The sequence below is a fragment of the Microcoleus sp. Pol11C3 genome (assembly GCF_036701485.1).
Taxonomy (GTDB): domain Bacteria; phylum Cyanobacteriota; class Cyanobacteriia; order Cyanobacteriales; family Microcoleaceae; genus Microcoleus.
The window spans coordinates 81,269-106,020 of the sequence record NZ_JAUBQW010000002.1; the positions used below are offsets into that span (position 1 = coordinate 81,269).

The 24,752-nt window shown below is 46.4% G+C and carries 23 protein-coding genes and 1 pseudogene; 19 read left to right on the top strand and 5 right to left on the bottom strand.

Annotated elements, in window-relative coordinates; translation table 11 throughout:
- Positions 1-109 precede the first annotated feature (109 nt).
- The gene (locus QUA40_RS01090; RefSeq protein WP_333121093.1) at positions 110-1,147 is read right to left on the bottom strand and encodes an aldo/keto reductase; all 1,038 of its coding nucleotides are present in this window, start codon (positions 1,145-1,147) and stop codon (positions 110-112) included.
- A 425-nt stretch (positions 1,148-1,572) separates the two neighbouring features.
- Here QUA40_RS01090 and QUA40_RS01095 point away from each other — a divergent pair, with 425 nt between their 5' ends.
- The 5 genes from QUA40_RS01095 (at position 1,573) to dtd (ending at position 5,871) form a co-directional block, all read left to right on the top strand.
- On the top strand, positions 1,573-1,974 hold the full coding sequence (locus QUA40_RS01095; RefSeq protein WP_333121095.1) for a fasciclin domain-containing protein: 402 nt from the start codon (positions 1,573-1,575) through the stop codon (positions 1,972-1,974).
- Between the two features lie 461 nt (positions 1,975-2,435).
- A complete protein-coding gene (locus QUA40_RS01100) occupies positions 2,436-2,576 on the top strand; it encodes a hypothetical protein (protein ID WP_333121096.1) in 141 nt (46 codons plus the stop codon).
- A 212-nt stretch (positions 2,577-2,788) separates the two neighbouring features.
- Positions 2,789-3,952, top strand: a complete 1,164-nt coding sequence (locus tag QUA40_RS01105) for a glycosyltransferase (protein WP_333121098.1) — start codon at positions 2,789-2,791, stop codon at positions 3,950-3,952.
- A 125-nt stretch (positions 3,953-4,077) separates the two neighbouring features.
- The gene (locus QUA40_RS01110) at positions 4,078-5,238 is read left to right on the top strand and encodes a GTP-binding protein (RefSeq protein ID WP_333121099.1); all 1,161 of its coding nucleotides are present in this window, start codon (positions 4,078-4,080) and stop codon (positions 5,236-5,238) included.
- A gap of 177 nt (positions 5,239-5,415) precedes the next feature.
- On the top strand, positions 5,416-5,871 hold the full coding sequence (gene dtd / locus QUA40_RS01115; protein ID WP_333121100.1) for a D-aminoacyl-tRNA deacylase: 456 nt from the start codon (positions 5,416-5,418) through the stop codon (positions 5,869-5,871).
- Positions 5,872-6,163: 292 nt separating this feature from the next.
- Here dtd and QUA40_RS01120 read toward each other — a convergent pair whose 3' ends face one another.
- On the bottom strand, positions 6,164-6,394 hold the full coding sequence (locus QUA40_RS01120; protein ID WP_333121102.1) for a hypothetical protein: 231 nt from the start codon (positions 6,392-6,394) through the stop codon (positions 6,164-6,166).
- A 65-nt stretch (positions 6,395-6,459) separates the two neighbouring features.
- Between QUA40_RS01120 and QUA40_RS01125 the strand changes: the two genes are divergently transcribed.
- From QUA40_RS01125 to QUA40_RS01145, 5 genes are all read left to right on the top strand, one after another.
- Positions 6,460-7,686 (top strand): HetZ-related protein, encoded by a 1,227-nt coding sequence (locus QUA40_RS01125; protein ID WP_333121104.1) that lies wholly within the window; start codon positions 6,460-6,462, stop codon positions 7,684-7,686.
- A gap of 377 nt (positions 7,687-8,063) precedes the next feature.
- The gene (locus tag QUA40_RS01130; RefSeq protein WP_333121106.1) at positions 8,064-8,396 is read left to right on the top strand and encodes a hypothetical protein; all 333 of its coding nucleotides are present in this window, start codon (positions 8,064-8,066) and stop codon (positions 8,394-8,396) included.
- 63 nt (positions 8,397-8,459) lie between these two features.
- Positions 8,460-8,825, top strand: a complete 366-nt coding sequence (locus tag QUA40_RS01135; RefSeq protein WP_333121108.1) for a hypothetical protein — start codon at positions 8,460-8,462, stop codon at positions 8,823-8,825.
- A 172-nt stretch (positions 8,826-8,997) separates the two neighbouring features.
- A complete protein-coding gene (locus QUA40_RS01140; protein ID WP_333121110.1) occupies positions 8,998-11,415 on the top strand; it encodes a bifunctional serine/threonine-protein kinase/ABC transporter substrate-binding protein in 2,418 nt (805 codons plus the stop codon).
- Between the two features lie 407 nt (positions 11,416-11,822).
- The gene (locus tag QUA40_RS01145; RefSeq protein ID WP_333121112.1) at positions 11,823-12,542 is read left to right on the top strand and encodes a PHP domain-containing protein; all 720 of its coding nucleotides are present in this window, start codon (positions 11,823-11,825) and stop codon (positions 12,540-12,542) included.
- Positions 12,543-12,891: 349 nt separating this feature from the next.
- Here the strand turns inward: QUA40_RS01145 and QUA40_RS01150 are convergent, their stop codons facing one another.
- Complete coding sequence (locus QUA40_RS01150) at positions 12,892-14,058, bottom strand: CO2 hydration protein (protein WP_333121114.1); 1,167 nt, start codon at positions 14,056-14,058, stop codon at positions 12,892-12,894.
- Between the two features lie 285 nt (positions 14,059-14,343).
- Positions 14,344-15,858 (bottom strand): NADH-quinone oxidoreductase subunit M, encoded by a 1,515-nt coding sequence (locus QUA40_RS01155; protein ID WP_333121116.1) that lies wholly within the window; start codon positions 15,856-15,858, stop codon positions 14,344-14,346.
- 128 nt (positions 15,859-15,986) lie between these two features.
- On the opposite strand from QUA40_RS01155, the pseudogene QUA40_RS01160 reads away from it, so the two are divergent.
- Positions 15,987-16,598, top strand: a pseudogene (locus QUA40_RS01160) (Uma2 family endonuclease).
- A 144-nt stretch (positions 16,599-16,742) separates the two neighbouring features.
- Here QUA40_RS01160 and QUA40_RS01165 read toward each other — a convergent pair.
- The gene (locus tag QUA40_RS01165; protein ID WP_333121117.1) at positions 16,743-18,617 is read right to left on the bottom strand and encodes an NAD(P)H-quinone oxidoreductase subunit F; all 1,875 of its coding nucleotides are present in this window, start codon (positions 18,615-18,617) and stop codon (positions 16,743-16,745) included.
- Here QUA40_RS01165 and QUA40_RS01170 point away from each other — a divergent pair.
- From QUA40_RS01170 to QUA40_RS01205, 8 genes are all read left to right on the top strand, one after another.
- A complete protein-coding gene (locus QUA40_RS01170; RefSeq protein WP_333121119.1) occupies positions 18,609-18,734 on the top strand; it encodes a hypothetical protein in 126 nt (41 codons plus the stop codon). The two genes, QUA40_RS01165 and QUA40_RS01170, sit on opposite strands and share 9 nt — an antisense overlap.
- 506 nt (positions 18,735-19,240) lie before the next feature.
- Positions 19,241-19,552, top strand: coding sequence for a carbon dioxide-concentrating mechanism protein CcmK (locus tag QUA40_RS01175; RefSeq protein WP_006635059.1), 312 nt, complete (start codon positions 19,241-19,243; stop codon positions 19,550-19,552).
- A 96-nt stretch (positions 19,553-19,648) separates the two neighbouring features.
- Positions 19,649-19,990, top strand: a complete 342-nt coding sequence (locus QUA40_RS01180; protein WP_006635058.1) for a carbon dioxide-concentrating mechanism protein CcmK — start codon at positions 19,649-19,651, stop codon at positions 19,988-19,990.
- A 272-nt stretch (positions 19,991-20,262) separates the two neighbouring features.
- Positions 20,263-20,568, top strand: a complete 306-nt coding sequence (locus QUA40_RS01185; RefSeq protein ID WP_172186882.1) for a EutN/CcmL family microcompartment protein — start codon at positions 20,263-20,265, stop codon at positions 20,566-20,568.
- Between the two features lie 140 nt (positions 20,569-20,708).
- A complete protein-coding gene (locus QUA40_RS01190; protein ID WP_333121120.1) occupies positions 20,709-22,361 on the top strand; it encodes a ribulose bisphosphate carboxylase small subunit in 1,653 nt (550 codons plus the stop codon).
- Between the two features lie 289 nt (positions 22,362-22,650).
- Complete coding sequence (locus QUA40_RS01195) at positions 22,651-23,322, top strand: carbon dioxide concentrating mechanism protein (protein WP_333121121.1); 672 nt, start codon at positions 22,651-22,653, stop codon at positions 23,320-23,322.
- Between the two features lie 205 nt (positions 23,323-23,527).
- Complete coding sequence (locus QUA40_RS01200; RefSeq protein WP_333121123.1) at positions 23,528-24,301, top strand: BMC domain-containing protein; 774 nt, start codon at positions 23,528-23,530, stop codon at positions 24,299-24,301.
- Positions 24,302-24,396: 95 nt separating this feature from the next.
- Entirely contained in the window at positions 24,397-24,603 is a 207-nt protein-coding gene (locus QUA40_RS01205) for a hypothetical protein (RefSeq protein ID WP_333121124.1), read from the top strand.
- Positions 24,604-24,752 lie beyond the last annotated feature (149 nt).

A 24,752-nucleotide genomic window follows, 5' to 3' on the forward strand; every position in this document is an offset into this window, starting at 1 on the left:
CGCGCCCACAGCACAAATGTCAATCATCCCTCTAAGGGCGGGTTCGCCGATATCTGCAATCAAAGGCAAAATATCCACGTAAATCGGCGACTAGAAAATAGCAGTAACTTTAGAGTCGGCGGCTGTCAATTTTTGCCATTCCCCCTCCAAAGGCAAAATTTTGCACCGTCGAACTCTTTAATAAATCGTGGGGGAAACCCAATTCAATTGCACTTACTTTGTCTAACGGCTGCATTTGTTCCGGGGTTAATTCAAACTCCAAACAAGCGAGATTTTCCTGAAGTTGCGAGAGTTGGCGCGCACCCACAATCGGAATAACTCCGACTGACTGTTGGATCAGCCAATTTAGCGCTACTTGAGAAGCAGGTTTGCCAATTTCGGCTGCTATTTTGCTAACTTCAGCAGCAATTTTGAGGTCTCGTTCGTTAATTTTGCCCGATTCAGGTGAATTCAGCCGTTTAGCTTCGCTGGCTGTTTCTGAAGTGTTGTATTTTCCTGTCAGCAAACCGCCTGCTAGGGGGCTCCAAGCTGTCACGCCAATATCAAAGGCTTTTGCCATAGGGATCAAGTCCCGTTCAGGAGTTCGCTCTTTTAAAGAATACTCAATTTGCAACCCGATAAATGGTGTCCAACCGCGCAGATTGGCGATCGTATTTGCTTGAGAAATAATCCAAGCTGGCGTATCGGAAATGCCGATATAAAGAATTTTGCCTGCGCGCACCAAATCGTCAAAAGCACGCATTACTTCTTCGACGGGTGTGGTAAAATCCCAAGCGTGCAGCCACAGCAAATCTATGTATTCAACTTGCAGCCGCTTCAAACTTGCTTCTACTGCTTGCACCATATTTTTGCGGTGGTTGCCGAAACCGTTGATTTCGCCATTCTTCATGTTGAGGCTATACTTAGTGGCAACTACCCATTTTTCGCGATCGGCTGCTATGAACTCACCGACATATTTTTCGCTAGTACCGTTGGTGTAGAGATTCGCGGTATCAATGAAATTGCCGCCCGCTTCTGCAAAGGCGTCGAACATTTTCCGACTTTCGTCGTAGGAACTCCCCCAACCCCACTCTTCCCCAAAAGTCATTGTTCCGAGGCAGATTTCGGAAACGCGAAGTCCGCTGTGACCTAGTAGTTTGTATCTCATGTCACCCGTCCGTTAGTTAATGGTTGTTAACAGTTTAGATCGGGATTTCCCAAACGGTTGCCATCAGTCGGAGTGACGGCTTTTTGTTGTGCATTAGCGCTGTGCTGGATGTTAAATGTTTTGCCAAGTTAATCAAAATGTCCTAGCTGGCGGGGCGGAACGCCATGGCCCCTGTGTTTACTTTCAACACCGTGCAGGGGCGAGCCTTTTACCAATGTATTGAGGATTACACTGCTCAATTAAAATACAGTAAAAGCGGAGAATTTTGGTCTACCTTTAGATAGGTATTTTATGAAATCAGTTAAATAAAAAAATCCTATGTTAATAATCAGAAAACCAGACAGAACCAAAGAAAAAATTAATGTAGCTAAATTAACTTTTTAGCGTTATAGTAATTTATAGAATACAAAACCTAGGTGACTCACTTGGCTGACATCGTTGATACCGCCGTTTCGGCAGGCTCTTTTACCACCCTAGTTGCTGCCGTCCAAGCCGCTGGTTTAGTAGATACTCTCAAAGGCGCTGGCCCCTTCACAGTTTTTGCGCCTACTGATGAAGCTTTTGCTAAGCTTCCCGCAGGTACTGTAGAAGCACTGCTTAAGGACATTCCTAAGCTGACAAAAATCTTGACTTATCATGTCGTTTCTGGCAAAGTTCTGGCTGCTGATGTAGTCAAGCTGAAATCAGCCAAGACAGTTGAAGGTTCAGAAGTTAAAATTGATGCTTCCAATGGCGTCAAAATCAATGATTCTACCGTTACAACAGCCGATGTTGCTGCTGATAATGGCGTCATCCACATTATTGATTCAGTCTTGCTTCCTGCGTAAGCACAGACTTAGATAGCACAATACTATCTTGAGGGCGGTGGCTGTTGTTAGCCACCGCCCTGTTTTAATTGATAGTTGAGAGTTAAATATTTTACACAGCTCGATAATTAAAATTATTATAGAGTAGCGGCAATTGGGCGATCGCACTCGCGAATGTCTGCCCCAAATTTGTCGCTGATGGATTTACCGGCAAAAAAGGTTACAAGCCAACTGGCTTTACACTCTTGGGCTGATTCCCGGTTGATGCGTACATATCATGCAACCAAACCCAACATTTCTCCGAGAAACTGGGTTTACGAGGCCTTGTCCTAATTAAGATACAATAAAAACCACAACGAAAGTGCGATCGACATTATTTGACAGTTAAGCTATGCAATCTATAACTCAGTCCGAGACAGAACCGGCGATGGACGCTCCTAAACACGGATTGCCCGTTAAAATCATTACAGGATTTCTTGGCATTGGTTAATCCAGTTTACAAAGTTTTAGAACGCCAAGAAGATCTCGACCATCTAGTAGTCGAAACAACTATGACCAAACCTGCAATTACAGCCCAAGCTCGAATTGCCGACCCCCATTTTGTAGCTAAAAAATTTCCTTAAAAACACGGACTCGCCAGTGGCTAGATGTCATCTTACCCGAAAATACGAGCTATAAAAATTTGATAAATAAACTTTTGAATCAATGATTTTGTAAGCAAATAACCTTTTTTATTAAGGGTAACGGGTAATTGGGAATTGGGCAGTGGTAAGAGGTAATCGTTGATGGGCGAGTGGTTACCACCAAAAACTAACAACTAACAACTAACAAATAAATGCGTATAATTGTTGAAGGCTGGCGCTTTTTGCCGCACTCCTACGCGATCGCCAATCAATTTCAGCTACTAGAAATGCTGAAATATCCTAACTTAGAAATTTTCCACAAAGATATCCCCTATCTAGACGAAAATTGGCAGCCAGCAACCGGTTTGTTAGACGCAACTGCTGAAGCAGCAATAAAAAATATTCCTCACCCTTCCGCGTCTCTCAAAGCAGACGCTACGTTACGGATCTCAGTACCTTACAATTTTGCACCCTCAAATACAAAACTGACGTGCTTGTTTGCCACAACAGAATGGGGAATTCTGCACAACGAAAACTTTAGAATAACGGGCGCAGCTTCTCTCCGCGAAGGTCACAGCAACTCGGATATAATGATTATTACGCCTTCCCATTGGTCGAAAACCGGATTTATCCGCAGCGGTGCGAATCCCGATCGCACAATTGTCATACCCTGTGGCATCGATCCGAAGATTTACAAACCTTTAACAAAATCGGAACGCGAAGCTTTGCGGAAACAGCTAGGATGGGACGGATTTGTATTTTTGAATGTCGGTGCAGGCTCTCCAAATAAAGGCATCGATTTATTGTTAAAAGCTTTCGCAGTTGTAGTTGAAAGTTATCCCGAAGCGAGATTAGTATTGAAAGGAGAAGAATCAATATATGAATCGGATTCTCTGATCGCTCAAAACATAGACGAACTGACATTTGACGAAGCCGAAAAAGTTCTGCCGCGCATGGCTTACATAGGAGAAACACTGCCTTTTGCAAAAATGGCTCAACTTTATCAAGCCGCCGATGCCTACGTATCTCTTTATCTAGCAGAAGGTTTCAATTTGCCAGCACTAGAAGCAATTGCTTGTGGCTTGCCGGTCATCTGCACTAAAGGCGGCCCGACGGATGATTTTACAACTCCAGATTTTGCTTGGCACGTCGAAAGTACGTTTCAAGAAGGTACTTCTAACGATCAGCCGATATTTCGCCTGATGCCAGATTTAGAACATTCGATCGCCTTAATGAAAAATATTATAGAACAGCCGGAGTTGTGCGATCGCTCTCGCGAAGCAGGCCCCAAATTTGTAGCGGCTGGGTTTACCTGGAAACACGTTACAGACAAACTCCTAGAGGTACTTGTGCCAACTATTCGATCGCCCAATTAAACAGGGTGCGATCGAATAGTTGGCAAGTTCCGATAATTAGCGCTTGCAGGGCGCTGTTCGGAATTAATATAAGATACAATAAGAACCACAAGTTTAAGCTTCAGACCTTATTTGACATTCAAGCTATGCAATCTACAACTCAGTCCGAGACAGAACTGGCGATGGACGCTCCCAAACACGGATTGCCCGTTACAATCATTACAGGATTTCTCGGCAGCGGCAAAACAACCCTGCTCAACCACATCCTGACCAACCAGCAGGGTTTGAAAACAGCAGTTTTGGTAAATGAATTTGGCGAAATCGGCATCGACAACGAACTGATTGTCACCACCGACGACAACATGGTTGAGCTGAACAACGGCTGCATCTGCTGCACAATTAATGAAGATTTAGTTAATGCAGTTTACAAAGTTCTGGAACGTCAAGAAAATCTTGATTATCTGGTAGTCGAAACAACCGGACTCGCCGACCCGCTACCAGTAGCGATGACTTTTTTAGGCACAGAACTGCGCGACCTGACTCGTCTCGATTCGATAGTTACAGTAGTAGACGCAGCCAACTACAGCTTAGATTTGTTCAACTCTCAAGCAGCTTACAGTCAAATAGCTTACGGCGATATAATTATCCTCAACAAAACAGATTTGGTGGAAGAAGCAGATTTAGATTTGTTGGAAGTTAAGATTCGCGATGTGAAAGAAGGTGCTCGAATTCTGCGAACGGTAAAATCGCAAGTTCCCCTACCGCTAGTCCTCAGCGTCGGATTGTTTGAATCTGACAAATATTTCCAATCTGAGGAAACTCCTAGCAGTCACGAACATCACGACCACGAACATCACGAACATCACGAACATCACGACCATCACGACCATCACGACTACCACGAACATCACGAACATCACGACCACGAGAATCATGACCACGACCATCACGACCACAGCCATCACGACCACTCCGGTCATTTAGAAAATGACGGATTTACCTCAATTTCTTTCGTGAGCGACAAGCCGTTTTCTCTGAGGAAATTTCAATATTTCTTAGACCACCAACTGCCAACAAACGTGTTTCGCGCAAAAGGGATTATGTGGTTTGAAGAAAGTCCGAAACGGCATATTTTTCACTTGAGCGGCAAGCGATTTACGATGGACGATGACGAGTGGAAAGGTGAGCGGAAGAACCAGGTTGTTCTCATCGGTCAGGGTTTGGATACCGAGAATTTGCGATCGCAACTCGAAAACTGTCTTTGTATGCCTTCAACCAATCGCGGCAAAGGTTTTGGGAAAAACTAAAGGTTGAAAATTAAACAGAACAGACATACGCTGGCTAGAAATCCGGTTTTTTCGTCGAGACTTCATGGTCAAAACCAAGACTTATCCGAGAAACCGGGTTTCTTTTCATAATTCCTATTAAAAAGGGAAGTTAACCTTTTGATTTTTAGTTTTAAATTTAAGAATTTCTAATTTCCAATGCGAGTCATCATCCAGCGAGTAAAATCATCTCAAGTAGAAATAGACGGTGAAATGGTCGGCAAAATTGGCTGCGGACTTAACTTGCTTGTAGGTATTGCAGACACCGACACCGAAGCAGAACTCGATTGGATGGCTCGCAAATGCCTGGAATTGCGTTTGTTTCCCGACTCGGCCACGGATACCGGGCGCTGGGACAAGTCCGTACAAGACATCGGCGGCGAGTTGCTGGTTGTGAGTCAGTTTACCCTCTACGGGGACTGCCGCAAAGGTCGGCGACCTTCCTTTGACCGAGCCGCGGCTCCTGAACGAGCTGAAATTTTTTATGATAAATTTGTCGAAAAGTTGCGCCAGAGCGGCTTAAAAGTTGAAACAGGCTTGTTTGGAGCGATGATGCAAGTCTCGATCGACAATGACGGCCCAGTGACTTTGATATTAGAGAGAGAATGCGGGTGAGTTGGTTGACAGGCCTCTCTGTGCACCGCACCGCACCCTACTTTTCTTGTCTTCCTACCCTTCGGGAACGGCTTCGCCGAACGTGTCCTTTGCGTCTTCGCGGTTCGTTCAAAAAAAGCCGTTGCGCGTTTTACTAAGAGCAAATTTGCAGATCGACCGGGTTTCCTCACTGCTGTTGCGTAGGTTCAGAAGACATGGGTTTTCGCTACATTTTCTCCCATCCCGATTCCAGAACCTCAAACCCTTAAAAAGCCAGTTTGTAAATCGTCCACTCAACGGTCCCAGAACACCGTCAATCTTTTTCGCGATCGCCACACGCGACTACTAGCTCAGAATGCTTGTACAGTAAGGCTTTAACGGCAATAAAATCACTCTCCCACAGCCAGCGCTTAGAATCAGATTCAGCAGCCAAAAACTGTTGCATGAGAGAGTGGAACACTGGCATAACTGCGGTTATCTCTACTTCCCGTACATTCAATGTATAGAGAGTTGAATCAGCACAGCAAGCGAAACCGCCAGCCACTGCCACCTCACTCTCTAACAAATGTCCTCGCACACCCGCTGTGCCCTACCACCAGATTAAACGCCATGACTGTCAAAGCTGCCACCAACACCGTCAACTGCAACACCGCTTCTGACCTCAACAGCATTCCGGAACAAACCGCTGAAATCAATACTCTTCCCAGCATCGATATCCTCGCTTTGGCTAACTTCGCCCTCAAAGAATTGCAAGCGGAAATGAAAAGTGCCAGCCGCAGCGCTCAACCAGTGGCGATGCGGATTGCTAAGGAAGTCGAACGGATTTGCCAAAAAAGCGATCGCATCCAAATTTCCGGCGAAGTTGAAGCTTGGCAAATCACCTTGGCTGAGCACCGCTTGCAAAAAACCCTGCAATACTACCGCCTCGGTTCCAAACAAGGCCGCGTCGAACTGCACTCTCACCTCGCGGCCATGATTTACCGCCATGTTGCTTCGTTCCGATCGAACTTGAACTTCCAAGCTCGCTACAACATGATTGAAGACTTTTTGCAAGGCTTTTACATCGAATCTCTGCGAGCTTTCCGCCGCGAACACCAACTTGAGGTCACCTACCAGCCCCGCACGCAGCTAGAATTGGCTGAGTACATGGCTTTCACCGAACACTACGCCAAGCGCCAAATTGGTTTGCCCGGCCGCAACCGCCAACGCCTGATCGTGTTGCGCGCTCAAGGATTTGCCAAGGGTCAGCCTCCCGAAACTGCGATCGACATTGAAATGGCTGTAGAGTCTGGCAAGGGAGAAGATGCGGAAATGTACAGCCGCTCTCCGGCGCTGCAACAAGTGCGCGAGCAAATGGTATCGGAAACTGTCGATCCGGCTGATGCTGTGCTGCGCGATCGAGTAGTCTCGGAATTGATCGCCTATCTGGAAGCCCAAAATCAGCCCGAATGCGTGAATTACTTAACTTTAAAATTGCAAGACCTTTCGGCTTCGGAAATTGACCGCGCGCTCGGTTTGTCTTCCCGCCAGCGCGACTACTTGCAACAACGTTTCAAGTACCACGTCGAAAAATTTGCCCGCACTCAAAATTGGAAACTCGTCCACGAATGGCTGGGTGCTGATGTGGATCAAAAGCTGGGAATGACTTCGGACAAATGGGAAGCATTTCGCGCTCAACTTGCACCCGAAATGCAACAACTGTTAGAAATGAAGCGGAATCAAGAAAGCGACAAGGCGATCGCCGCTGCAATCCAATGCACTCCCAAACAAGTCCAAAAACGCTGGGCGCAACTGTTGGAGCTGGCAAGCCAGACTCGCAACAGCAGCCAAGCTTAATTGGTGCTCGAATATGAACGCAACTGTTTTCTTGAGACTCGAAAATGCGATCGGGTGCGGCATCTGCACAGGACTGCCCGCCCCGGCCTCCGCTCTCAACTCAACAAGTGCAGCTACTAATTTATCGCCGCTTTTTTGCAAATTCAATTTATTAAAACAACATTACTTTTTTTAATATCTTTCGTTCCCAGGCTTTACCTGGGAATTTGTTTCTATTAGTCATTAGTCATTATTAATCAGTCATCTGTTATTGGAAATTCCGTGCTAAAGAGGCAGTACCTCGCTTGGTTGAGAAATGTTGTATCTGCTGTCGGTTCGCAATGAAAACTATATAATTTTCGAGCGGGCATAAAAAATTTTCCTCTGAGGTAGGGCTGATGTTTCCAGTGTGGTTGCAGGCAGGATTTTGGGGTTTAGTGGGAGGTTCGGCGCTGCTACTGGGAGCGGCGGTGGGTTACTTTGTGAGCATTCCTCAGCGGGTGATCGCGACAATTATGGCTTTTGGCGCCGGTGTGCTGATGTCAGCGCTATCCTTTGAACTGATGGATGAAGCTTACAAGCGCGGCGGTTTCGACTCTACGGCGATCGGCTTTTTGGCTGGCGCTGCTGTCTACACAGCCGCCAATTGGTTTTTGAGTCAACAGGGAGCAAAACACCGCAAGCGATCGGGCACTTTGCACCCAGCTAAAAAAGAGTCAGGCGATGGCTAATCCGCCATCGCCCTCGGCGCGCTGTTAGACGGGATACCGGAGTCGATCGTCATTGGCGTCAGCATGATTTCTGGAGGCGCTGTCAATTGGGTGACAGTAGCGGCAATTTTCCTCTCCAACTTTCCCGAAGGACTCTCCAGCGCCGCCGGCATGAAAAAAGCAGGGAGATCGATCGGTTACGTTTTTGGAGTTTGGGGCGCGATCGCAGTTATTTCCGGTATCGCAGCATTGTTAGGATATACGCTTTTCAGTGGCTTTTCTGCAGAAGTAATAGCCGCTACTACCGCCGTAGCAGCAGGGGGTATTTTAGCAATGATCTCAGATACTATGATTCCCGAAGCATTCGAGGAAACTCACGATTTTGCTGGACTAATTACTGTCTGCGGTTTTTTAGCTGCTTTTGTACTCAGTAAGTTAGCAGAAAGATAATTGATAATTAGTTATCAGTCATCACTAATGTAGAATTGCTAATTGCTGAAAGTTATTGTGTTTTTGATATAGACACAGACGAATGTGATATGTGGTCAAGCTGTACCTGGGAACAAAAAAGCTTATAATTAACTTTAAAGGTCGCAGCCTGTAAAGAGGTGTTGGAAAATTTATGTGTGTCAACTTAGGGCATATCCTGCACGAAAGCTACAAAATTATCGCTTTGTTAGGAGAGGGAGGGTTTGCTAAAACCTACACGGCTGCCAAAATAAACCAACCCCATCATCCTCTGTGCGTTGTTAAGGAAATTCCTTTTCCCCCATCGAACGATCTGCGCGTCTTGGAGAGGGCAAGGCACCGATTTGAAAGGGAAGCTAGGGCTTTGCGCCGTCTCGGCAACAACTCGCGCATTCCCGAATTATTCGATAGCTTTGAAGAAAACAATTATTTTTACTTAGTGCAAGAATACGTTAAAGGACATCCGCTTAGTCAAGAACTCACTGCGGGCGATCGGTGGAATGAGAAAAATACCGTTGCTTTGTTGCGAGAAATTCTGGAAATATTAAAATCAGTCCACCAAGAAAATATTATTCACCGCGATATTACACCTTCTAACTTAATTCGGCGCGAAACAGATCAAAAAATTGTTTTAATTGATTTTGGGGCTGTCAAAGAAATCAGCACTTTTACCTCTAACTCTACAGGTGAAATATTCACATCGCAGGCGATCGGCACCAGCGGTTATATGCCTGCCGAACAATACGATCAGCGGTCTGTCCCGCAACCCTACAATGATATTTATGCAGTAGGAATCATCGCGATTCAAGCGCTCACCGGGCGGCGTCCCATCAATCTGCCGCAAGACCCCGAAACTTGTGAAATTGTCTGGGATTATTTAACATCTGAACCTGTTAGCAACAAGCTTAAAAATATTTTAACCAAGATGGTGCGTTTCCACTTTCAAGACCGCTACCAATCTGTTGATGAAGTTTTGCAAGACTTGGATTTGTCGATCGTCCCAGGGCCCGAGTTACCCAAAACTTCGCGGAAGTTGCGATCACGCTTTCCCTGGCTGCTATTACCTGTTGCGGGAATTGCGACTTTTGGGGCGATCGTATTTTTAATCCCCAGAATTTCCCCGCTAATCCCCAGAATTTCCCCGCAACCAACGTTGGCTACACCCTCCGCCGATGGTGTAAGTTCTGGCGAAAAACTCTTAGTGCAAACCTCCGCCCTGTGGTCAAAACAAAGGGGAATCAATGAGTTTGCCGACTCAAATTATCCCGAAGCTTTAAAACTGCTCAAACAGTCCTGGCGGGAAGACCGCAGAGATCCAGAAACTTTAATTTACATGAACAATGCTTTGCTGAAGGCAATAAATGCAGAATATTACACGATCGCAATTGTTGTTCCCATCCGCAGAAAGGATGACGGTAGCATCCTCAACGCAAATTTAGCCGAAGAACTGCTGCGCGGCGTTGCTCAAGCTCAAACCGAAGTTAATTTAAGTCTCCTCAAACCCAATGACAGCAGCAATAAAGATTTTCCCGGTCAAGGATTCCTCGAACCAAAAGCTCTTAGAAAAAAAGGTCTCAAAGTCATCATTGCTGATGACGGAAATATCAAATCCTACGCCGTTCAAAGGGCTAATTCACTGGTCGCCCAACCCGATATTTTAGCAGTCATCGGACACTACACCAGCGACATGACTGTGGAAACGGTAGATATTTACAATCAAAATAAACTGGTCGCTATTTCTCCGGGAAGCACAACACAAGAACTGACGCGCAAACCTCGAAAATATTTCTTTCGGACGGCTCCGACAACTAGCATAGAAGCCGAAGCTTTAGTAAATCAACTGCTCTTGGTCGGTGAAAAAAAAGCCGCAGTATTTTACAACCCCAACAGTCCGTTCACCGCTTCTTTGTGGGAAGAATTCAAAAAGCAATTTGAAGCAAAAGGAGGCGCGACTTTTAGAATCAGTAATTATTACGACTTATCAAAAAATAATTTTAACGCCGAAGCAGCAATCAAAGAAGTTGAGAAAGCCGGAAAAACAGCCTTACTTGTCATTCCCGACGGTCAAGTCACTAATTCCCTGGAAAATGCGATCGAAATGATAAAAGCTAACGGCGATCGCAATTGGATTGTCGGGCCCTGGACTCTGTACGAGCCGAGAACCTTAGAAGTAGCAAAAGAGCTAAAGTCTATTGAAAAACTGGGCATATCTGTGTTTTGGCATCCGTTAATAAGTTTTGACAAAAAATTTCCTGTAAACGCGGAAAAATTGTGGGGAGGCCCGGTCAATACTCGATCGGCTTTAACCTATGATGCCGCCCGGACGCTGATTAAAGCCCTAGAAATGCAGCCCGAACCCAGCCGCGAAGGAATGCAAAAAACCTTAGCCGATCCCAACTTTAAAGCCGAGGGAGCCACGGGTATAATTGAGTTTGACTCAAAGACTGGAAATCGGAAAAACCCTCCTAAACGAGTAGCGCATATTGTACCGTGTTCTACAGCAATATATGGCCTTACCTTTGTGCCTATCGAATTTCCCACCGCCGCAGCCGCAGGTTTAAAGTGCGATTGAATTAATATCTTGTGGCATTGTCAACAAACCTTTCAAGGGCGGGCAGGATGCCCAACCCCTACTCCCCACAATAAAATTTACTCTTTGTGGAACAGGCCGGAAAGCCTGTTATTAAGAATGATGCAATATGTGGGAGTAATTGATATCTTGTGGCATTGTCAACAAACCGTCCGGGACGAGTTTTACCAAATATAATTGCCTAAAATCAATAATCTCATAAACCCGCCCCACCCGACGATAAAATCCTGGATAGAGAATTGTGCAAGATGTGCGAGTGAATTGATATCTTGTGTCCAACGCAATAGTGCGCCAGAGGTTTAAACCCTACAGCCGACTATTGGGACAGGTGCAACATATCAAGTTATTAGATATATTAAACAAAGCTAGTTTTTTTTATAATAACCCTTATGGCTGTCAATCTCGCTTCCCCAACAAGTTCTAGCCTCAAACCAGAAGCCCAGAATATCTCAGCACTCAAACAAGTCTTGCAGACAATTGATGCCGATAGCTGTCCGGGTTCCTATAACTTCCATATGCACACAGTCAACTCCGACGGACGATTGCAGCCAGAGAAATTGATGGAACAAGCCATAGCCGGAGGCCTCAAAGGCTTAGCTATCACGGACCACCACAGCACCAAAGGCTACGTTAAAGCTCAAATTTGGCTGGATAATTGGAAATTAAACCATCCCGACAAAAATAGCGAAGCACTGAGTCTCTGGACAGGCGCTGAAATTAATGCCGAATTGCTCAACAATGACGTACACATTCTCGCTTACGCCTTCGATCCGCAACATCCTGGCCTTCAACCATACCTACGAGGTAAAAGCACTGAAGGCACTTATGCTTATTCAGCAGCCAGGGTAATTGAAGCTATTCAGGAAGCAGGAGGTTTAGCCGTTCTCGCACATCCTTGCAGGTATCGATCGAATGCAGATCAACTAATCCCAGAAGCAGCCCGTTTCGGCATTGACGGTGTAGAAATTTACTATGCTTACGGTAATCCCAATCCTTGGAAACCCAGTCCCAAACAAACTGCTTTAGTCAAAGATTTAGCAGAAACTTATGGGTTGCTGGGAACTTGTGGCACAGACTCTCACGGCCTGAGTCTTCTAGTCCGAATCTAGATAGTTCGGAAATAAGAAGTGCTTTATCCTGTCCTTACCAGTCTAAGCGTTAGCGGATATATCTCTTATCAAAGCAATCACAATGATCCGAAATCAAACAGTTTATCAGGTCATATTATGGCCGCTAAAATGACTACCATAAAATTGTTTGGTAGTGATGACTTCAGTCCTCATAAAAGTTTGAGGACTGAAGTTTTCACTACTTGCCTTATAACGACTATTTGACGAGACGTGATATCATTCCGAGCGCCAGGATGAGCTTTCGCCCTCCAAAAGAAAGCAATTGCTTTCTTCAGGTAATATGGTTGCAACTGCGAGAGACATTGCGCCCTAAAAACCAGTCGCCCTTCTACCGTTCTGGGAACAACTGACAGGCCCGGTTAGTTGGCTGATTTGCCCAATCCAAGCGAGAAGTCCCAAATCGATCCATCCAACCTTCCAAATAAGCCCGATTAGCCTTCTTTTCATCAGGCTCGGAGGTATTCATTGGATGAGGTGCTAGACCCAAAATAGTCGCCGTCGTCACGCAAAACATCGACTTTTGAAAACTCTGACAAATTTGCACCCGCACATCGTCTTCACCCCGACAGCTAGTGCGATAAACTTCCTGCAAATACTCCGGCAAATAATGCCGCATATCTTGCATCAATTGAGTTGGCGGAATCCCTGCACCTCCAATAGGTAAAGGGTCAGCAAACAAAGCACCGTAGGCAAAATCTTTTTGTTCTTCCGGGATTTGATGGGCTTGAGCGTTGTAGGAAACTGTGCCAAAAAAAGCTGTGCCCCGAAAGAAAATTGACTCTACATAAGGGACTGCTACATCTGGTAAAAATGTCAAGTTAGCCGCGGCCGGAATGATATCGTAGACTTGACCGTGAATCTTGACGCTGTAGGTAATTGGCAGACTGGCGGCGCTAACCAAACCTGCTAAGACAAAATTAACTACGTCAGCGATCGACTTAATTTTCCCGGCTTCGTAGGAATCAGATAAGTCGATAAATAAATCGCTCATTACCCGCCAAAACTGACCGAGACCGGTGTAGTAAGCCAGCATCCGCACTTGTTCCGGCAAAAAATCAGGAAATGCTTTGTGCAGTCCCTGCATGAAAAAATTGCCTTTCAGCTTAGCCGCGATCGCCTTTTCGACCAAACTGCTAAATTCCGGGGAATCCAAATAACTGTCTAAACCCCCGCCGCCGTGCCAAAGCATTGTTCTCATGCAATACTCAGCATACTCAAAATTAATCCTGTCGTGCCACAAATAGCGAATTAATTTGGGCCGAGTCACATCTCCGTTGAAATATTTAAAAAATGGGAAAAGCACTAAAAACTGTTCTTCTGCAATATAATTGAGATTGCGAGAATAGGCATCTAAAACAATACCATAACTTTTTAGCACGCCGACAACTTCAACTACATTTTCGGTAGATTCAGGCAGTAAAGCTTTGCCTGATTCCAAGAGGTCAATGTATGCGGCTAGGGGATGGACAGACGGTTTTAATACGGTACTTTTCATCGGGAGTCAGCCTGAATTTAATAACTATTTTTTTACTTACGAGTGATAGCTCTGCTATTATATCATTTTCGGCAATGTTTGCTACTTAAAACATAAATATTTACTTTATTTTGATATAAAATATCTCCCCTCCAGGAAGCACTCTATCTCGAAGAAACCGGAGTTTTTACGATTTATGCAGGCTGCGTTTGTTTGTAGTGAGTACGGCCGTCCTCACCATTGTAGGATGACTTGCATTCCTCACTACAAACAAATTGGATTGCGGTCGAGCGACCGGACATCCTATCAGTCTAAGTTTTGAGCAACCACTTTAACTTGCGGTGGCACATTAGCTACCATTCCGATCGCAGTTTTTTCGCTCAAAGCAACTAAAACTCCCGGCTGCACTCCCATGATGGCGATAATTATTGCTAAAATCAGCGAAGGGATGCGATCGCGCCAGCGGACTTGTGGCAAATTTACCACCACATCCGAAAGGCGGCCGAAAAAGGCGCGGTTGACCATAAGTAAAAAGTAAACTGAAGTTAAACCAGTGCCGATCATGCAGAGCAAAGTTTGCACGGGAAACACTGGCAAACTGCCCCGAAACATCAAAAATTCAGCAATAAATCCAGCCAAACCCGGAATGCCGGCACTAGCCATCACGCCGAGGATCATTAAACTGCCAATCATCGGCAAACCGCGATCTGGATTGAATAAACCTTTGAGCACATCGATGTTGCGGGTGCCGGATTTTTTGTAAACAACGCCGACACTCAAAAATAGCAGCGCCGAGATTAAACCGTGGCTAACCATTTGCAAAACAGTTCCCAGCATACTAATCGGAGTAGCTGCGGCGCTAGCTAACAGAATGTAGCCCATGTGAGCGATCGAACTGTAAGCTACAATTTTTTTCATATCTTTTTGGGCGATCGCGCAACTCGCCCCGTAAAGCACGCTTACCACCGCCCAACTCGCCAAAATCGGCGCCGCCACCGCCCACGCATCAGGAAACAAACCCAAACCAAAGCGCAGCATCCCGTAAGTTCCCAGCTTCAAAAGCACCCCCGCCAGCAGCACCGAAACCGGCGTCGAAGCTTCTACGTGAGCATCCGGAAGCCAAGTATGAAAAGGCACCAAAGGCATCTTAATTCCAAAAGCCAGCAACACCCCAGCCAGCAACACAATTTGCCTCACCAAAGGCAATGGCAATCCTCCTTGCAAATGCGATGCGCCGGCTGCACCAATCATATCGAAACTAGAAGCACCGCTGAGCCAAACCACACCCAAGAAAGAAGCCAGCAGCACAATGCCCGAGAATGCAGTATAGATTAAAAACTTAGTAGCAGCATAACCTCGGCGCTCGCCTCCCCAAATCGCAATTAACAGGTAAAGCGGAATTAATTCTACCTCAAAAAATAGGAAAAATAGCAGCAAATTTTGAGATAAAAAAGCCCCCGTTACGCCGCCGGTAATTAACAGCATCAAAGAATAATAAAGTCGAGGTCTGCGGATCGACTCATCCGTAGCGTAAATAGCTACCCCTGTCAGTAGAGTATTTAAAATTACCAAAGGCAGAGACAAACCATCAACGCCGAGATTATAATTCAATCCCAAAACATCTATCCAAGGAATAAATTCCGAAAACTGCAACTGACTCGTACTGGCATCAAACTGAACTGCCAAAATCACCGAGAGAATAAAAGTTACGCCCGCAATGGCGATCGCGACATTCCGAACTATTTTAGAACTCACTGAACCAGGCCAGAGCCCAATCAGGGCAGCAGCCAACATAGGTATCCAGATTAAAGCACTGAGCATCAATTAAAACTTTCCTTTGTTACACAGTATTTAGAGCTATATTTAACATTAACGCAAAGCAACTACATATAAAAGCGATCGGCTGATTTTCTTGTTAACATAGATTTAAATGTCTCTGGAATCCTCCTATGACCTCAAGTCTTACAGATCGAGAAGATTTGCAAATTAAATCCGGTTCTCCTTCCACCCGCCTCACCGTTGCCGACTTGGAAGAACTGCAAAGTATACTCTGCGAAGCACAGCTAGAGTACCAACTCGAACTGGTAGACGGGAAGATTATCATTATGGGCCCATCAGACATTGTATCGAGCGAAATAGGAGCAGAGTTTGGCAGACTTTTGCTTAACTGGGTCAAACCTCGCAAACTCGGACGAGTTTTTGAGTCCAGCGGCGGGTTTATCCTTCCCAATTCCGATCTCAGAGCACCCCATGTTTCGTTTGTGGTAGCCGATCGCCTCAAACAAAGTAAAAGGTATTTTGCCGAACTTGTTCCCGACTTAGTTGTAGAAATCAAATCTCAGTCAGATCGCCTCAAACCCCTCCGAGAAAAAATTTCATCATTCATCGAACTCTGAGCAAAAGTAGGAATATTAATCGACCCTGACAAGCGCACAATAACAATTTACACTCCCCAAGCAGAGCCAGTGGTATGGAGAGAGGGCGACATGATTTCAATTCCCGAGCTTTTGCCCGGTTGGGAAGTTGCGGTGACAGAATTGTGGCTGATCGATTTTGAGTAAAAGGAGATAAAAAAGCAGACAAACCCAGACTAAAATCATCTGCGTTCATCTGCGTTCATCCGCCCTCATCTGCGGTTTAAAATTAAATAACATCAGACAAAAAGCAGACAAACCCCAAAAAATTCATCTGCCAACCTCAACATTTTAAAACTGCCAAATAATCAACGCCAGCAAGACAGCAACCCCCCCCGCAATAGTCAACACATAAAACTGCGACTGACCAGTGCCGGTGTACTTCAACCCTTCACCGCTGAAAATTGTGGCAAAACCGAACAAATTCACCGCCCCATCCACCACATACTTATCAGTCCAGGCGCTGATTTTAGAAATAAAAGCCACAGCCCAAACGACAGTCAAGCGGTAAACTCGATCGATATAAAAATCGTAAGCAAACAAATCCTGCACCGCCGGCACCGGCAGCCGTACCGGTCGAGGTAAAACCCCGTACCAATAAATCGCCACCCCAACCGCAACGCCTATCAACCCAGATAACAGCAACAGCGGTGTATCCAGAGTCTTCAACAGCAGATTTAAAGTATCAAAATCCCCCGTTTGCGCCCAAGGCCCAGTCCAACTAATTAACAGTTGCCACTCTTGCAACATCCAAGGCACCAATAGCCCCATCACCGTCAAAATTACCATCGGCAAAGCCATCGGCCAACCAACTTCTGGAGCTCTGCGAGTTTTCGGCTGCGGTTTTCCCACAAACACTAAACCGAATATGCGAGTTAAATTTAGCGCTGTCAAACCATTAACTAAAAGCAGCACTATTACCAGCCACAAAGGCACCGTCCAAAAACCGTTAAGCCAGCGCCGCATCGCCCAAAAGTTGCCCAGAGGCAACAGCGCTACCATCCCCGCAGCGCCTACTAAATAAGCCGTAGTCGTGGCAGGCATCTTCGACCACAACCCACCCATTTCTGTTAAATCTTGAGTGTTAGTTGTGGTAATAATTGACCCTACACTCATGAATAATAGGCCTTTGGCGATCGAGTGCGCGAACAGCAACAGCAAAGCAATGTCAACTTGATTTAGCCCCACGGCGATAAACACCAAACCCAAAGAGGCGCTGGTAGAATGCGATAGTGCTCTTTTGATGTCGATTTGGGCGATCGCCACCAAGGAAGCGCCAACAGCCGTCACCGCACCCAAAACCACCAGCACCGCATCCGTCACGGGCGACAGCGCTAAAACAGGCTGAAGTTTAATCAAAACATAAGCCCCAGCGCCCACAACTACCGTATTCCGCATAATCGAAGCCGGGTTGGGCCCTTCCATTGCCTCGTCGAGCCACAAATGGAAGGGAAATTGAGCGCACTTGGCCGTAGGTGCGGCAATTAAAGCCAAACCTAAAAGAGTCGCCACTAGGGGAGACAAAGTTGCAGTTTCCGCCCATGTTTCCAAATCGGAAAAATTCAAACTTCCCGCTAAAGTTGAAAGCGTCACTACTCCCATCAGCAGTGGCACGTCTCCTACACGCTTTGTTAAAAACGCATCACGAGCGGCCGTTACTACCAGCGGTTGAGCGTACCAAAACCCGACTAGCAAATAAGTTGAAAGCGTCAGCACTTCCAACAAACCGTAAGTTAAAAGCAGCGAGTCGCTAATGGCAATGCCGCTAATTGCCGCTTCAAAAAAACCCATCAGCCCAAAAAATCGAGCTAGGGCCCAGTCTTTTTCCATGTAGCCTAGAGCGTAAATTTGTGCTAGCAAACTCAGAACTGTAACTAACTCCATTGCTCCGACGCTCAACGTGGAGATTTCTATGGCAAAAGACAAATCTAAATCGGCTGCTTGCACCCAGTGCACGAGCAACTGTTGGGGTGGTTGATCCCAAGTCGCTGTAAAAATAACTGACCCGTGTATGAAAGCCAACACAGTCATCAACACATTGAAGTAAGCCGCCGGTCTGGGCCCTGTTCTGCGAACGGTGCCCGTAGACCACGGCAAAGTTAAAATTGCGCCTATCAAGCCATATAAAGGTACCCACCAACAGGCTTGGAGGAGAAATTGAGTCATTTAATTTATCCCTTAAACTTGAAATTACTGGCTGCCTTTATACAAAAACAGTCGCGGGCGATCGCCCGATACCCTAAAACTTTGACTAAACCCGATCGTATAGTTGTGGCAAAATAATTTGCACCCAAGATTCACTATACATTAAAGCATCAAAACTGAGAATTCTCTCAACACAAAATTAGTTAATGAGCAGACGAGGCACTCAAAGAAAAAAATGCCTGCCGATGGGCCAAGACTGCCTTTTTTGCCGATTTACCCGCGATCCCCCTTTTGGAATCCGCAAGTTTCCCCGCAGTGATCAGCTCCGGCTTTACATACCGAACTCTACTTTATTGGGTATTATTACTTACTTTAATCCCCCGCGCCGTCGGCATCTACCCCTCTTTATATTAAGATTATTAAATAAATATTAAATTATTTTAAGTAACATAAAAAATTTTAATTTTTGTTATTAAACATTATGATGTTAGTTTATATTGTCAAGGTGGACAGCTTCCCCTATTCTTATAGGATAGGAAGCTTTACACTCCATTACTAGAAAATGTGGGCCTCCCCGTCCAAATTTTTAGATTTCTCAAAGATTTGTAACGGTAATTTCGCTCATCCTCAAAGGAGATTCAAAAATGTCAATTGCCGTGGGAATGATTGAGACAAAAGGTTTTCCCGCTGTTGTGGAAGCGGCCGATGCTATGGTCAAAGCTGCCCGCGTTACCCTCGTGGGCTATGAAAAAATCGGCAGCGCCCGCGTCACCGTAATTGTGCGTGGCAACGTGTCGGAAGTCCAAGCCTCAGTCGCAGCAGGAGTGGAATCCGTCAAGCGCGTGAACGGCGGAGAAGTCGTCTCTACCCACATTATCGCTCGCCCCCACGAAAACCTAGAATACGTTCTGCCGATTCGATATACAGAAGCAGTAGAACAGTTCCGAGGCTACTAAGTTCTTAGCGCACAAAAATTTCGTTAAACGAAAATTTGTGCGATCGTCAAAAATTTACAGTTTAGTTCCCCCAATATTCAATCAGGAGTAAAACCAATGGCAATTGCAGTTGGCATGATCGAAACATTAGGCTTCCCCGCAGTGGTAGAAGCCGCTGACGCGATGGTCAAAGCAGCCCGCGTCACCTTGGTAGGCTACGAAAAAATCGGTAGCGCTCGCGTTACGGTCATTGTAAGAGGAGATGTCTCGGAAGTGCAAGCTTCTGTCGCAGCCGGAGTAGAGTCTGTGAAGCGCGTTAACGGCGGACAAGTGATGTCCACCCACATTATCGCCCGCCCTCACGAAAACTTAGAGTACGTGTTGCCGATTCGCTACACCGAAGCTGTAGAACAGTTCCGTGAAGGCGTCAGCGGCATTCGCCCCCTCAACAGATCATAAGATAGGCGATTCCCTACGGGATAGCTTCGGTTCACGGCTGTTAGGGGCGTTTGGTAATTAAAAATTAAAAATCGCGATGTTTTTGATTTAGCATTTTTAATTTTTAATTGAGGTGGGCATGGGATATTGGTTATTAGTCATGAGTCATGAGTCATTAGTTACTAGACGAAGCTCTAAAAAGCGGACACCGGACATCGGACAGAGCTAATAAAAAAAAACAAGTGACCCTGTAAAAATGACAATTACCAATTACCAATTACCTATTACCTAAAATGCAAATGGCCAAAGTTCTCGGCACAGTTGTCAGTACCCAAAAAGAGCCGACACTGAGAGGATCGAAATTTCTCCTGCTGCAATTCATCGATGAGGAAGGTTCACCAGTTCCCGGATATGAGGTAGCCGCTGACTGTGTGGGCGCTGGTATCGATGAATGGGTCTTAGTGACCCGAGGCAGCGCAGCCCGGATCGCGCCCGGAAGCGAAAACCGTCCGATCGATGCTCTAGTAGTAGGCATTATAGATACTGTCAATGTAGAAAACCGCCTCATTTACAGTAAAAAAGACGACCCGTACCGCTAGTTGACAGTTGACAGACAGTTGACAGTTGACAGTTGGCAGTGAACAGCTAACAGTGAACAGTTGACCGTTGACAGTGAACAACTAACAACTAACAACTAACAACTAACAAAAAGATTTTTCAGCTTAGGAGAACTTAATTTATGGCAGTCCGCAACGTTGCGGCTCCCCCGACGCCTTGGTCGAAAAACTTGGCTGAGCCGAAAATTCACGATACCGCCTTCGTACATTCCTTTTCTAACATTATTGGGGATGTGCAGATCGGTTCTAATGTGATGATTGCCCCCGGGACATCTATCCGCGCCGATGAAGGCACTCCCTTTTATATCGGACAAAGCAGCAACATTCAAGACGGAGTAGTGATTCACGGCCTAGAACAAGGCCGAGTCACAGGAGATGACGGCAAGTCCTATTCTGTGTGGGTGGGGAAAAATACTTCCCTCACCCACATGAGTTTAATTCACGGCCCTGCCTACGTGGGTGAGGAGTGCTTTATCGGCTTTCGCTCTACGGTGTTCAATGCCAGAGTGGGCAAAGGCTGCATTGTGATGATGCACGTACTAATTAAAGATGTGGAGATTCCCCCCGGTAAGTACGTACCTTCGGGAGCCATCATCACTAATCAGAAGCAAGCCGATCGCTTGCCTGACGTTCAAGATTCTGACGTTCAATTTGCGACCCATGTCATCGGCATCAATGACGCTCTGAGAACGGGTTATCGCTGCGCTGAGAACATCGCCTGTCTAGCACCAATTCGCAACGAGCAAACTAAAAACCCAAATATGACTCAAACCAAATATTCTACCCCTGCCGGCACCCAATTGAGTTCAACTCTTGCCGATAGCATCCGCAATTTACTAGCTCAAGGATACAGCGTGGGAGCCGAACACGCCGACGTGCGACACTTCCGTACCGGTTCTTGGCGCACTTGTGGCCCGATTACCTCAAAGCGTGACTCTGAAGTAATCGCGGCTTTGTCAGCTTGCATGGCCGACCACCAAGGAGAATACGTCCGCTTGATCGGGATTGACACCAAAGCCAAGCGCCGCGTACTAGAAGAAATCGTCCAAAGACCGGGAGACAACGGCTCTAACGGTTCTAACGGTGCCAAACCTCACCAATCTAACGGTAAAGTTGCACAACCTTCATACCACAATAGCGGTTCCGTGTCAAATGGAAAATTGAGTGCCGAAACAGTGGCTCAGGTTCGCGGCTTGCTAGCTCAAGGCTACAAGGTGGGGACGGAACACGCCGACGCGCGCCGCTTCCGCACCAGTTCTTGGCAAAGCGGGGCTTCGCTGCAAGTGAGAAACGAATCTGAGGCGATCGCTGCTTTGGAAGCTGTGATGAATCAGTACCCGGGCGAATACGTGCGCTTGATCGGGATTGACCCGAAAGCTAAGCGACGCATAGTTGAAGAAATTATTCAGCGTCCCGACGGCCCAGTTGCTCAATCGGCTAAGCCGGCAGCAACCTCTAAGTCGGCAGCAACCTCGGGATACAAAGCAGCTTCGACTGGTTCAGCCAGCAGCGGAAGTTTGACCGGCAAGACGATCGACCAAATCCGCAACCTGCTTTCCCAAGGCTACAAAATTGGCACGGAACACGCCGACGCGCGCCGTTTCCGCACCGGTTCTTGGAGCAGTTGCGCGTCGATCACATCCAACCGCGAATCCGAAGTGATTTCTGCCCTCGAAAGCTGTCTCAAAGAACACAGCGGCGAGTACGTCCGTTTGCTTGGCATCGACTCCAAGGCGAAGCGCCGGGTACTCGAAGAAATTATCCAACGACCTTAATTTGCCTGGTAATTAGCCTGTTTCTTCCGTTAAGCCCTCGCACAGGGGCCAACGGGAGAAACCCCAGCGGATTGAAGTTGGATTTGAGATAGTTAAAAAACTCGATTGAGAAATGTTGGTCAAAATCTAGAATCTTCTGAAAGTTTCTATAAAACGTTAAAGCATCAAGCTTCTCAGTATTAGTAAATTATCGTTTCTTAGATTGACATGGTTAAATTTATCAGTCGAAAAAACCCATAATTTAAAGTTCTTTTATCGAAAAAAATAGCTCCTTTCATGGTGAAGTTGAATGTATTTATCGCCACTGCAATTAAGTAGCAACTCTCAGATTTTGATGAGTGGCGATGTAGTTGTGAATGAGGGTGCGGCGATCGCCCCTGGAGTAATCCTGCAAGCAGATCCGGGTAGCCGGATCTTGATCGCCGCCGGTGCCTGTATCGGTATGGGAGTTATCCTTCACGCCCGTGAAGGTACTCTGGAAATCGCGGCGGGCGTTATTCTGGGTGCAGGGGTGCTGGTGGTAGGTGCGGGAACGATCGGGGAAAATGCCTGTATTGGCGCGGCGACGACCCTCATCAATCCTTGTATCGACAAAATGCAAATTATGCCAGCAGGTTCTCTAATGGGAGATACCAGCCGCCAAGCCGCCGCAGAAGAAGCAACCGCAACAGCGCCAACAGCAGCGCCAACCTCACCAGAAACCCCCGAAGCCACTACGCCACCCGTCGATCGACCGATCGAGCCGCCACAACCCGCCCCAACACCGCCTCAAACTGCGCCGGAGACTGCCCCAGACCCGCCGGAATCCACCGCCGCAGAGCCACCCCAACCAGGGGAAACGCCAACTATTCTGTACGGTCAAGCTCACATCAATCGGCTGTTGGGGACGCTGTTTCCGCACCGGCAAGCTTTTAATCGATCGGAGGAAAACGGCCAAACTCTATCGGGCGGTTCCGGATAGCCGTCATTTCGCCAAAAGGCAGCTATGCTGAAGGCAGAAAGATCAAATATAAATAGGTAATCTCATATTATTGGTAGCTCAGAAATTTGTAAGGCCTTGCAGCAGCAATCTGTGTCTTGTAGCTCGTGCAGTCTGTCTTCTCATCTGAGAAACTATAAACTATCAACAAATTTTTATTTTGGGAAGTTTCTAAGGGTAATAGAAGATGGACGGACAAATAGATCGTAACAGTCACGAAGAGCGATCGCAGCGCCAGGAATACTTCAAAGACACTGCTTTGGGTTTGGTATCCACCAAGAGTTTTCCGGCAATTGTCGGGACTGCTGACATGATGCTGAAGTCGGCAGGAGTGATTTTAGTAGGATACGAAAAAATTGGTTCCGGTCACTGTACCGCGATCGTCCGGGGCCGAATTTCGGATGTGCGTTTGGCCGTGGAAGCTGGAGCTCAAACTGCCGAACAGTTCGGGCAGTTTGTTTCTAAGTTGGTGATTGCTAGACCTTTGGCTAATTTGGAAGTGGTTTTGCCGATCGGCTTTCGGCTGACTGAACTTTCGGAAAAAGGCAGTTATTCTCGGCTTAGCAATCAGGCGATCGGTTTGCTCGAAACCCGGGGATTTCCGGCAATGGTCGGTGCTTGCGATGCTATGCTCAAATCTGCAGACGTACACTTGGCAGCTTACGAGAAAATCGGCGCAGGTTTGTGCACGGCAATTATTCGCGGTGCAGTTGCAGATGTAGCAGTAGCCGTAGAAGCGGGGATGTACGAAGCTGAGCGAATTGGCGAGTTGAACGCGGTGATGGTAATTCCGAGGCCTTTGGAAGATTTGGAACAAACTTTACCGCTGGCGAGTTGCTGGATTGAGCAGCGTAAACCTGTGATGATGCCGATGTCGGTTAAGGAAAAGGAACAAGAATTGATCGAACTTCCAGATTTGGAGAAATTGAGGGTTTATGTGGAAGAGGAAATCAATCGATAATTGGTAATCAGTAATTGGTAATTAGGCAACAAAAGTTGGTAGAGACGTGCTGCTGCAAATCCTGAGACTAAGTTTCTCAAACAGATGTAAAGTTTATGCGGTGGGAGTGGGTGCAACAATTTATACTGACTACCTATCTCAAACTTAATTTGGCGATAGAGCCGATCGCAGCCGCATCAAGAGACACACAGCACCAAGTAAAACTAGACTTGTCAGATCAAGTCGATCGGGTAAACAATCGAACTGACCAAGTAAATCCAGCCGAGGTGCAGACTCTTTCCACAGGATTTAGCTACTGTTAAAATAAACCTAAAATCCTGTTTAGAGTAGAGTGCCGGGAACCAGTCAAGAGTTACTCTGACCGCAGGTGGATGCTCTTTCAACAAATTACAGCACTTCCGGCTATTATGAAGCACACTTTTACTCGTATCCCTTTCCTTTCCTAACTTTC